11 protein-coding genes and 1 other RNA gene are annotated in these 10,668 nt (G+C 36.7%); 9 read left to right on the top strand and 3 right to left on the bottom strand.

Annotated features, from left to right (window positions below; all coding sequences use genetic code 11):
- From AACZ11_RS08715 to AACZ11_RS08680, 8 genes are all read left to right on the top strand, one after another.
- Positions 1-911: LysM peptidoglycan-binding domain-containing protein (locus tag AACZ11_RS08715; RefSeq protein WP_339832165.1), on the top strand; the 911-nt coding region annotated here is incomplete at its 5' end.
- Positions 912-1,207: 296 nt separating this feature from the next.
- A complete protein-coding gene (locus AACZ11_RS08710; RefSeq protein WP_339832162.1) occupies positions 1,208-1,345 on the top strand; it encodes a hypothetical protein in 138 nt (45 codons plus the stop codon).
- A 370-nt stretch (positions 1,346-1,715) separates the two neighbouring features.
- Positions 1,716-3,032 carry a phage integrase SAM-like domain-containing protein gene (locus AACZ11_RS08705; protein WP_290626878.1) on the top strand — a complete coding sequence of 439 codons (1,317 nt, stop codon included), beginning with the start codon at positions 1,716-1,718 and terminating at the stop codon, positions 3,030-3,032.
- Entirely contained in the window at positions 3,025-3,363 is a 339-nt protein-coding gene (locus tag AACZ11_RS08700) for a hypothetical protein (RefSeq protein ID WP_290626877.1), read from the top strand. The genes AACZ11_RS08705 and AACZ11_RS08700 overlap by 8 nt, the downstream gene beginning before the upstream one ends.
- Positions 3,364-3,380: 17 nt before the next feature.
- A complete protein-coding gene (locus AACZ11_RS08695; RefSeq protein WP_290626876.1) occupies positions 3,381-4,007 on the top strand; it encodes a hypothetical protein in 627 nt (208 codons plus the stop codon).
- 77 nt (positions 4,008-4,084) lie between these two features.
- On the top strand, positions 4,085-4,366 hold the full coding sequence (locus AACZ11_RS08690; protein WP_290626875.1) for a helix-turn-helix domain-containing protein: 282 nt from the start codon (positions 4,085-4,087) through the stop codon (positions 4,364-4,366).
- 4 nt (positions 4,367-4,370) lie between these two features.
- Positions 4,371-4,853: a hypothetical protein gene (locus tag AACZ11_RS08685; RefSeq protein WP_290626874.1), complete on the top strand. Its 483-nt coding sequence runs from the start codon at positions 4,371-4,373 to the stop codon at positions 4,851-4,853.
- 72 nt (positions 4,854-4,925) lie between these two features.
- Positions 4,926-5,588 carry a helix-turn-helix domain-containing protein gene (locus AACZ11_RS08680; protein WP_290626873.1) on the top strand — a complete coding sequence of 221 codons (663 nt, stop codon included), beginning with the start codon at positions 4,926-4,928 and terminating at the stop codon, positions 5,586-5,588.
- A gap of 99 nt (positions 5,589-5,687) precedes the next feature.
- Here AACZ11_RS08680 and AACZ11_RS08675 read toward each other — a convergent pair whose 3' ends face one another.
- Both AACZ11_RS08675 and ssrA read right to left on the bottom strand, forming a co-directional pair.
- Positions 5,688-6,800: an AbiH family protein gene (locus AACZ11_RS08675; protein ID WP_290626872.1), complete on the bottom strand. Its 1,113-nt coding sequence runs from the start codon at positions 6,798-6,800 to the stop codon at positions 5,688-5,690.
- Positions 6,801-6,887: 87 nt separating this feature from the next.
- Positions 6,888-7,287, bottom strand: a transfer-messenger RNA (tmRNA) gene (ssrA, locus tag AACZ11_RS08670).
- A 198-nt stretch (positions 7,288-7,485) separates the two neighbouring features.
- Between ssrA and AACZ11_RS08665 the strand changes: the two genes are divergently transcribed.
- On the top strand, positions 7,486-8,694 hold the full coding sequence (locus tag AACZ11_RS08665; RefSeq protein WP_290626879.1) for an NAD(P)-dependent oxidoreductase: 1,209 nt from the start codon (positions 7,486-7,488) through the stop codon (positions 8,692-8,694).
- Here the strand turns inward: AACZ11_RS08665 and AACZ11_RS08660 are convergent.
- Positions 8,691-10,664: a transglutaminase domain-containing protein gene (locus AACZ11_RS08660; RefSeq protein ID WP_290626871.1), complete on the bottom strand. Its 1,974-nt coding sequence runs from the start codon at positions 10,662-10,664 to the stop codon at positions 8,691-8,693. The two genes, AACZ11_RS08665 and AACZ11_RS08660, sit on opposite strands and share 4 nt — an antisense overlap.
- Positions 10,665-10,668: the final 4 nt, after the last annotated feature.

The following is a 10,668-nucleotide window of genomic DNA, read 5'->3' as shown; positions in this document are numbered from 1 at the left end:
TAGAGGAAGCTGCCAAGAAGGAAGCAGCACTTAAAGAGGCAGCACGTATCGAAGCCGAACAAAAGGAACTGGCGCTTAAGGAAGCTGCCAAGAAGGAGGCAGCACTTAAGGAAGCTGCAGCCTTAGAAAAAGAAAAAGCTTCCATAAAGGAAATTACACAGAAAGATGAGCGAGAGGTGGTTCTTCCTAAAGACAAGACTATAATTTCTTCTGAAAAAGAAAAGGAGGACAGTGAAATTACAATCGTAAAAAAAGATCAGACCTTCTATAAGGTCGAGCAAGGGGATTACCTTGGTAAGATTGCTGAAAAGTTCGATGTTTCTATAAGAGAAATTAAGGAGTGGAATAACTTAAATGGAGATAACATTCGGATCGGCCAACGATTGCGAATTCTAACTGCTGACGGGGCTATGTCTAAAGAAGAGACTTCTGCAACCTCAAATCCTAAAACCACCATCGATGATACGGCAAATGTAAAACTAAATGCAGAAGATGCTGTTGTAAAGGAGTTTGACCGTGATGGTAAACTACTTGAAAGTGGCAGGTATAATGATGGGAAGAAGACAGGGGAATGGAAATACTATCATAAGAACGGAAAAGTATTATATGTTGGCCATTTTGAAGATGATGTGGCAACAGGAAGTTGGAAATACTATTATGAAGATGGCACTTTAGAATCTGAAGGCTCCTATGCCAAAGGAGAAAAATCAGGGAATTGGCGGTATTACTTTCCAGATGGCACCCTCAAATCGGAAGGAGATTTCACCGAAGGAAAGATGAGGGGAACTTGGATCAATTATCACGAGAATGGTATCGTGGAGTCTACCGGAACCTATACTAATGATAAGAAAACAGGACGATGGGAACTTTATGATAAGAACGGTGCCCTTATCAAAACCCGTTTTCACTAAAAGATTTTTCGAAAAAATAAAATAAGAACCCTGTGTTTTGGAGGCAGGGTTTTTTTATAAAAGATTGGGACTCAACATCATTTCGATCGATTTTCAAAATCAAAAATGAAATGTTAAACCTTCAACGACCGAAGGCGGAACGATATGGTGGTCGGGAGTACCTTCGGTGATCACTAATGGTTCCAGTCCTGCAATTACAACTGCGTGGCTTTTCAAGCCACATGCTTTAAAACAACAAAACCCAGTCAAGAAAACTTGCTGGGTTTATTATGTTTCAAATCACAACGCAGTTGTGAATGATCGTGGAGCTTGCCTGCGGTAAGCAGGCCGGAGACGCCGGAGCGTTTAGAAATCATCCTGTGGATGATTTTAGCGACCGGGCGAGCTTTGCGCATTGGCCTTCGACGACCGCAGGCGGAACGACCTTGAAGTAGGGAGTACCTTCGGTGATCCCTAATGGTTCCAGTCCTGCAATTACAACTGCGTGGCTTTTCAAGCCACATGCTTTAAAACAACAAAACCCAGTCAAGAAAACTTGCTGGGTTTATTATGTTTCAAATCACAACGCAGTTGTGAATGATCGTGGAGCCGGAGGGAATTGAACCTATCTAATTGAGATAGTTCCTTAAAATGGCTAAAAACACTTTAAAACCTTTTATTTATAACTGTTTATGAGTATTTGAAAAATATCTATAATTAGAATACGTAATACTTAGACAGTATAAATATGTAAAATGTCGGGAAGATGTCGGGAAGAATATTAGCATTTGTTATATTTGAAGTGTTCAAAAATGATATTTCCCAATGGCAACAATAAAATACTTCACAAAAGGAGCCGGAAACCCCAGTACAATTCATTTGAGATTGGTACACGGCCGTAAATTCGACTTTACAAAATCTACTCAGCTTTTAATTGATCCTAAGTACTGGAACAATAAAAAAGGATTGGTTAAACAGATAGCGGACTTTCCCGACAAAGTAAATCTACAGAAAGAGCTCAACGAATTAAGGAGCTATATTTTAAATGCTTTTAATGATAGTTACACCTCCGGGCAATTAATCAATAGTGATTGGCTAAAAAGTTCAATAGATAGCTTTTTTAATCAAAATGAAAATGTAGATTTTAACTATATAGTTGACTACGGGAATTATTTTGTAAAGAATTTAAAAAACTCAATTCAGTCAAACGGTAAAATTGGGGTAACTCCGGCAACCTCAAAAAAATATCAAACCATTGTTAATAAATTAAAAGAGTTTGAAGCCTATAAGAAAAAACGATTAAAGGTTACAGATATTAATTTGGCTTTCCACAAAGATTTTATTTATTTCCTCCACGATAAACAGTTACTCAGTTACAATACAACCGGTCGTTATTTGAAATTTGTAAAAACAATAGTAAAAAGTGCCAAAGGTTACGGACTGAAAATTAGTGAGGATATAGATAAAAAGGAATTTAGGCAACCAAAGGAACCCACGACCTTTATAACACTTTCTGAAGGTGAAATTGAAATTATTTTTAAACACGACTTTAGTAAAACGCCCTATTTAGAAAACGCTCGGAATTGGCTAATTATTGGCGTATGGACTGGAGCGAGGGTAAGTGATCTATTGAAATTTACAGTTGAAAATATACACAATGGCTTTATAGAATACACCGCCAAGAAAACCGGACAAAAAATTGTACTCCCTTTGCACTCTCAAGTAATTGAGATTTTGAACAACCTCAACGGCCAATTTCCCCGGCCAATTTCAGACCAACGGTTTAACGATTATATAAAATTAGTCTGTAAAGAAGTTGAATTAAAAGAGCTTGTTGAAGGTGCTAAAAAGAAAAAACTGAAACCGAAAGTTTACCGGAAAGTTAAGGGGGAATATGAAAAATGGGAATTGGTAAGTAGTCATATTTGCCGGAGATCTTTTGCAACTAACCATTACGGCAAATTACCCACTCCGGTATTAATGGCTATTACAGGCCACACCACAGAAAAAATGTTTTTACAGTACATTGGCAAAACCGCAATGGATAACGCTGAGGTATTGAATAGCTATTGGCAAGACCAGGAACGTAAAAAGACCAAAACCGCAAAACTGGAATTAATTAAAACAGGAACCAATGAATGATTTAACCACTATTTTTGGCTTTACTTATACCTATTTTCTTTTATTACCTCAGTACGGAACCAAAAAGGAATGTTTTGAATACCTCAACAACGAGGTTAAAAAAATCAATGACAAAAAAATGTTTTTAAACTATTTTGATTTTAAAATAAGAACTTTTGGAAACGAACTGGACAACGTTAACAGTTTTACAAGTTCCTATTTCAATTTATTAGGCTATTTCCCCACTCAAAAAGAATGTTTTGAGTATATGCTCGGAATCACAAAAGAAACCGGTAAGAAACCGTTATTTATAAGTTATAAGGATTTTAGAAAACGGACTACGAAAGGTTAAAATTAATATTGTTCAAAATGAGTACTGGCTATACTAAACCACAATGGCACGAATTGCGAGAAGATTTAAAATTGATTGCCGAATTGCCCGAAAGGATAAATGAATATAAACGCACACGTTTATTAGAAATTCTTGTCTATATAGATCAAGAAAGAGAAAACCGTTTAATTCATATTTATCATTTATTAGACGTTCAACCGGGTAGTACTTTTGAACATTGGGCTGAAAATGTTAGTAGTGTATTTAATTTAAACCAGTTAAACGCCCTAAAGGATTTTATTATTAATCATTTGAATATTAAAAGGGCTCAACGATCTAAAGACCAAGAACACCCCGAAATTATAACACAAGTATTTAAAACTGGAGGATTTGAGGTATTTAATTATTTAGACGAACATTTTACAGCACTCAATAATATTCCTACTATTAAGTACACCGTGTTATATTTCTTTTTAGAGGGTAAACATGTTTATCCTAATAAATCTAAATTCATTGTCTTTGTTCAATCATATTGTAAGAATAGTTTAAAGGATAGAACGTTTTCTAAAATCGAATCAGATTATAATACACACCCCAATTTTAAAAATCATAAACCAAAATTAACTAGTCTTTATTATGAGTATTTAGAAACCTCCAAAAGTTAGAGTTTTATTAGAGTTAACTGGAGGTTAAAAAAGTAATTACCGGGAATACATTTGTTCAAACATTAAAATATTTTGTTATGGACAATACCACCTTAGTAACCGGAACAACCCCAGAAAAATTAACTGAAAATATACTACAAGGGGTAAGGAAAGAGATTGAAGATTTAAAACAATACTTTCAACTAAAAGAGCCGGACGACCTATTAACACGTAAAGAAACAAGTGAGCTATTAAAAATATCCTTTGTTTGTTTACACGATTGGTGTAATAAGGGAATTTTGAAACATCGAAAAATAGGTAACCGGACGTACTTCAGCCGGAAAGAGATCAACGAGGTATTGTATAATTCAAATAAATAGAGTTATGCAAACTGGCAAAAGAAGATATTTTAGAGGGATATACGCCCTAAAAAACGGAAGTTCAGAAAACCCGAAAAAGGAATTTGAGTTAATCAATACCGATATACTGAAAGACTGCAAACTCTTTACAAAGATATTGCGTATTGAAAAGGATAATGGTTACCACGACCGGAGCCGTTATTTTGAATACTGGCTATACCTAAGAAACGATACCAACTGGAAACGGTGCTATAAGTCCGGCCTTGCCAAAACTCAAAATGCTTTTGTATTTGAGGGTAATTTACCACTACCGGTAAGACTGGATCAAAAGACGGCCAAAGGCAAAGATTTTGAAAATCCTCAGCATTTTATTATTGCTCAGTCAATAAACACTTGGAATACATTTGTACTGGATATATTCCCGAACTTTTACCCAGTGCAAAAGAAACTGCAAACCGCAATACTAAAAGAACATACTTACTTATTAAGAATGAAAAAGGGAGCCTAAATAGCTCCCTAATTTGTTCAAAATGATTGTACAAACTGGCAAGTTTGATACAGTTGTAAAAATAGCTATTCAATGGATAACAGCAAAGATTATAATAAGGAATTTAAAGGTATATGGATACCAAAGGAATATTTGAATTATAAATTGAAGGATTCGGAAATATTGGTACTAAGTGTAATATGTGGACTGGATAATGAAAACGGATGCTATGCAAAAAATAAGAAAATAGCTGAAATGGTTAACAAGTCTGAGGGGCGTATATCTAAAATAATAGCATCACTTGAAACAAAGAAATTAATTACTTGTGAATATGATTATAGGAATAACAATCCTAGAACAATTTTTATCAATAGCCATAGTCATAAACGACCAACACCCATAGTCAAAAACGACAATAGCCATAGTCATAAACGACCAACACCCATAGTCATAGACGACCAATATAAAAATAGTAAAGAATATAATAAAGGAAATAATAAAAGTGAGAGAGCACTCACTCACTTCGATTTTCTAAATAGAAATTATCCTAGTCAAGTCGTAGAATTAAAACAGAAATATAAATTACCACAAGATCAATGGCGTTTTTTTATTGACTATTTCAATCAAAAAAAATTAAACAAGTCTAATATGACAATAACTACCTTTGAAAAGGTTTTAAGTAATTGGAAAAGTAATTTAAAAAAAGATATTGAGGGTGATAATTTACCTCAGCCGTACCTAAGAAAAATCTCTTAAGGTGGATACCCCCATAAAAGTTAGAAAGTTCAATAATTGATACATCGCCTGTTAATCAGTATTTTAGTATAGACAATTTTTTATAGGGGGGGTATCCTATTAAATAAATTGTGGCATTTTAAATGATTTATCTCTGGGAATTATGCGATATCTGAATTTCTGTTTATCAGAAAAATGCCTTGAGATGTTTAGAGATTTAGAAAAGTGATCATCATTGCCGGGCTCCTTCTCATGAAACAGTATTTCAATATCCATACAATTATCATTTTCAAAAATTGAATTTAATAGAGTGCGATCAGAAAGGCCACATGAATGACCCATAATAAGAACGTGGTATGGTTGAGAATTAATAAAATTGATTAATTCATGATATCGGGAAGTTTTTGAATACCATGATGTTTTCATATTGACTAATAAACTTTCAATATTCGCATTTTCTAATTTTTTGTATTCTTCACTAAAATCATCACCATATCCAAATATTGCATCCTGTAAACTCAGTTTACCATGAATATTAGTGGAGCGAATGTTTAATGAATTGACGTTTTCTAGTGCATCTTGATAAAATTGAGGTGTTGTAGTATAATTGAAGTTCACTAGCATTATATTCTCAATTTCATTCGCTGTACGAACATTTTTTGCAATATTTATATTAAAATGTTTGGAAAAGGAATTATTGTTAAGAGGTTGTTCTATAAACTGGCATATTTCTAAGAAAGGTCTTGAGTGATTATCCACGTTCAACTGTAATGAACTAAGATATTCTATCAATGCCTTTTTAATTGTCAATAAGGCTTGATTCAGTTTAGTTAGTTGTTTCGATTGCTCATCTTCATTTAATATTAGAGAAATTTTTAATAGTTCTCGATAATAAATTTCTTCTATATCAACCCACTGTCTGGAACATGCCCCTAGTAGAGAATTGGCAAAATCAATTTCCCCATAAATAGATATATTTGCTCGCTTGAGGTTTGTTAACAGGGTTTGGAGATTGTGATAGTTATCCAAGTCCTTTTGCGCAACATCACTGAATTTTTTTTCGAAATGGAACTTGAATATATCCTCTTCATTATTACCTCGCTGGGTGCCCCAATTAGCAATTAAACGTTTCTTCAAATAATCTAACATGAATTGATTATAGGAAGTTGGGAAACCATGTGCCAAATCAAAACCGTTACCAATAAGAACAACTTTATTAATACCTACATCCATAAATTAAAGAATTGTCGGGAATATGTCGGGATAAATTAAAACACCCTATTTGCAAACAGCTGTAAACAGGGCATTTTAAAGAATTAATTGTGGAGCCGGAGGGAGTCGAACCCTCGTCCAAACGTGCAATACTACTACTTTCTACATGCTTAGTTTTCATTTAGATTTTCGTGGGCTTGCCGGTCGAAAACTACCAACGCACCCCTTAGCTTCATTTTAGTTTCGCAAGCGCATCAAAGCCCTGCGCGAGCTAGGTCTACTTTTACGAAGCCACTAGATCGAACGCCGTAAACCAAGGCCTTCGAGTGACTTCCTGCTTGTCCGCCTTGCGGACCGAGGCATTATCCTACTATAATTCGGATTATGCAGCTAGGGCGTAGTTATTCTCGCCGTTTAAAAAGTGTGAAAAATGAGATTTACGAGCTATTTCCCAGCGCTCGACATGCTTATAGTACCATTAGACCCGCTGTCAAAACCAGTCGGCCCCATTTTTTTCAAAGATCATTTGGCGGGTTCCCGTTGCTGTTGCAACGCGACCGGGCTTTCGGTGTTACACGCCTGCCCGCCGAAGCGAGCTAAGGCGGGGTAACTTACCTCAATCCCTACCCGAAATGGAAGGCAAAGATACACTAAAATCACTATCTTTGCGACCCTATTTAACATGCAAAAAGTATTCCAAATGCCTATAACCTTTGCTATCATCAAAGAACGAAAGAATCCGCCTGACAGGCGTGTCGTTTTTTCACCCCAAAAGAGTCAGGAAGTCATACAGGAATTTCCAGACGCTAAACTCATTGTTGAAGCTTCAGAGGTTCGCATTTTTCCTGACGAAGCCTATCGTAAAGCCGGTTTCGAGGTCAAGGAAGATATTTCCGAAGCAGATGTCATGTTGGGCGTTAAGGAAGTCCCTGTCGATGCGCTTATTCCCAATAAAAAATACTTCTTCTTCAGCCATACCATAAAAAAACAACCCTATAATCGAAAGCTTTTAAAAGCGATACTGGATAAGAGAATTGAACTTTATGATCATGAGACCATTGTAAGAAAGACAGGTGCTCGGCTAATAGGGTTTGGGCGTTATGCCGGGCTGGTAGGAGCCTATAACGGTTTTCGGGCACTCGGATTACGGGACGGCTTGTTCTCACTTCCCAAAGTAGAAACCCTGCCCGACTTGGAAGCGGTAAAGGCGGCACTGGATACCATCCAACTTCCTAATCTAAAAATCATTCTGTCGGGAACGGGAAAGGTTGCTAAAGGAGCGAAAGAGATCTTGGATCATCTCAAAATACGTGAAGTAAGCGATGCAAAATATCTTTCAAAGTCCTTTGACGAACCCGTCTACTGCCTCATTGATGTCATGGAATATAACAAGCGATCCGACGGAACAAAAGGATCTAAAAGTGAATTCTATAAGGATCCTTCAGGTTATGAAAGTGATTTTATGCGGTATGCCAAGGTAAGTGACATGTTCATTGCCGGACATTTTTACGGCAATGGAGCTCCATATCTGTTTACACGTGAAGACGCAAGACATCCTGACTTTAAGATACGGCTCATAGCCGATATCTCCTGTGATATTGATGGTCCTGTAGCAAGTACCATTCGCGCTTCTACCATCGCAGAGCCATTCTACGGTTACGATCCACAAACCGAGAAAGAAACAACATTTAATGCAGCTGATGCGATCACCGTGATGGCGGTGGATAATTTGCCCTGTGAGCTTCCGAAAGATGCCAGTGAGGGATTTGGAGATATGTTCTTGGAACATGTCATTCCGGCTTTCTTTAATGGGGATGCTCGAGGTATTTTAGAGCGTGCTCGTATGACCACCCCGCAAGGAACACTAACCGAACGATTCGCCTACTTACAGGATTATGTAGATGCTGTGAGTTAGCGTTTGCTAAGCACGATAAAACTATTTGTTTGGAGGTTTACGACGTTCCCAAAAAACTCCTTTAAAATGGGGTATGCTTCAGTGATGAAACTTTGGTGATTAACGGCAAATGTAAAACGAAGGTACACTGTATTATCGTTTTGAGAAAAAAGCATTGTACCGTTCCCTATGTCTTCAGGGAGTTTGAAACTTTTATTCTCCGGAAGTCGTTCTATTTTAAAACCCTTTTCTATTGTGATCGCCAAGGCATAATGAATGCTTCTAGGATAGCCAAAATCAATAGGAAAGCTACGATTTTCTGCTAAAAAAGGGTTTATTTTAAACTCAGGCTGAAGAAAGAATGGGTCTATGTAAATTTGATCACCAACTATTTCGGGTTCATAGGTCACGGCATATTCTAAAGTAAGATCTTTAGTAGGATTCTTTTCGTTATTTATAGAGAGATTTCGAATTTCAATGCTTCCTAGTTGTGATTCTTTTTCGGTCACATAGTTCGCTTGTGAGCCTTTATGTAACTTTTGTTTTTCAAAGATTTCAGAGTAACCTGTATGGGTTTCGGTTACGGTGGCAACCACTTCATTTTCGGCAGAGACCAAAACCTGTGCTTTAATATACAGTAAGTTTTTTGGCTCAGGGTCGATAGATTTCCAAAAACTTCCATTCTCAAAATCCATCACCCTTCCTTTGTCATTAAGAGCTCTAAAAGGAACGATTCCAAACTTCAAGTCTTTGTCGGTGGCATCTAATATGTATTCCACTTCTCCAATTTTCACATACGCCATTACATAATTAAAATCTGTAAGTACCGGATATAAAGGATTTGGAGCCTTGGTATCCCGGGTAGCACTTAGTAGGATCTTTGCATTTAGCTGAGCCGCATTTAGCGCGTTGATTAAGGCAAGGTTAATCTCGCTATTGTTTCCTTTTTGTTCTTCGTATGCTTCTTTAACCCGAACATCGGAGTACATCCTGTATTTGTTATTCCAAGTAAAGTGATCTTGAATGTGATAATAAATAGCCTTTGCTCTTTCAAACGCATCGGGGATTCCCAATAATTGTTGGGGGAGAGCTTGCTGAAAATAATTTTCATATCGCAACTGTCTACCCATATCTTTCTCTGTCTTAAACTCATTGTCTACATCGTCCCAGGTCTTGGTGTAATAGGAAGTATCACCGTAGAAATCCGTTATTTCCTGTAATTCATATTCTAAGCGAGACCTGTAATTGTCTGAGGACAACATATAAGACTCCTCTATAAGAGCGGGGATATCCTTCATGGCATAGACAGATACTTCACAAGCAGCCGCTTGTTCTGTGCCGCGAACGTCTAGGCAATTTTTTTTAACTTTTACATCGTTCAAGGAGAGTTCTTGTGTTCCGAATAAGGAACGCTTGTAAACCAAATTTCCGGGTATTGAAGACTCAAATTCACTATAGATCTTTGGAAGGTCCTCTTGAAAATCCCATCCACCAAAACCCCAAAAAAATGGAGATTCAATTCTATAGGAATACTCAAGGATGCTACCGTCTTTTACATCGGGGAAGGTGAATTTTGTCACATTCCAATTTTCATTAAGGTCAGATTCGAATATTTTATCCTCACTTACAAAACGCTGTAGTCCTCCATTGTGAGTCATTACCTTTAACTTTCGAACCCGCTCCTTAGAGGATTTATTGGCATACCATGGTATTTCTATGGTTGCGCCATCAAACTTTTGTGCATTTAACACCTTTATTTTTCGGTACACTTCCTTGATAAGGGTGAGTCTATTGTCCACCATTTCAAATGAGTTCTTTCCACTTTCAAATAAGATAACTGCTGTTGCTTCGGGATCTTTGTCATAGGTAAGCATGGCATGCTCTTGAGCTGTGGGTTGGCCGAAAAATCCTTTTTTTCGCTCTTGTGCGGTTATAGAAAAAGTTATAATAAGTACGAAGGATAGAACAAAAGAATTTTTAAGAGGCATCATAGGA

Source organism: uncultured Altibacter sp. (assembly GCF_963972995.1).
GTDB lineage: Bacteria > Bacteroidota > Bacteroidia > Flavobacteriales > Flavobacteriaceae > Altibacter.
Note: the sequence above shows the minus strand (reverse complement) of the source record. Positions and strands in the feature narration are given on the sequence as shown.

What these genes read in the sequence shown, in the direction of transcription:
- AACZ11_RS08690 (WP_290626875.1), top strand. Translation starts at nt 4,085, where the DNA reads ATGGACAATACCACCTTAGTAACCGGAACAACCCCAGAAAAATTAACT.
- AACZ11_RS08660 (WP_290626871.1), bottom strand. Translation starts at nt 10,664, where the DNA reads ATGATGCCTCTTAAAAATTCTTTTGTTCTATCCTTCGTACTTATTATA.
- AACZ11_RS08710 (WP_339832162.1), top strand. Translation starts at nt 1,208, where the DNA reads ATGATCGTGGAGCTTGCCTGCGGTAAGCAGGCCGGAGACGCCGGAGCG.
- AACZ11_RS08705 (WP_290626878.1), top strand. Translation starts at nt 1,716, where the DNA reads ATGGCAACAATAAAATACTTCACAAAAGGAGCCGGAAACCCCAGTACA.
- AACZ11_RS08700 (WP_290626877.1), top strand. Translation starts at nt 3,025, where the DNA reads ATGAATGATTTAACCACTATTTTTGGCTTTACTTATACCTATTTTCTT.
- AACZ11_RS08685 (WP_290626874.1), top strand. Translation starts at nt 4,371, where the DNA reads ATGCAAACTGGCAAAAGAAGATATTTTAGAGGGATATACGCCCTAAAA.
- AACZ11_RS08675 (WP_290626872.1), bottom strand. Translation starts at nt 6,800, where the DNA reads ATGGATGTAGGTATTAATAAAGTTGTTCTTATTGGTAACGGTTTTGAT.
- AACZ11_RS08695 (WP_290626876.1), top strand. Translation starts at nt 3,381, where the DNA reads ATGAGTACTGGCTATACTAAACCACAATGGCACGAATTGCGAGAAGAT.
- AACZ11_RS08680 (WP_290626873.1), top strand. Translation starts at nt 4,926, where the DNA reads ATGGATAACAGCAAAGATTATAATAAGGAATTTAAAGGTATATGGATA.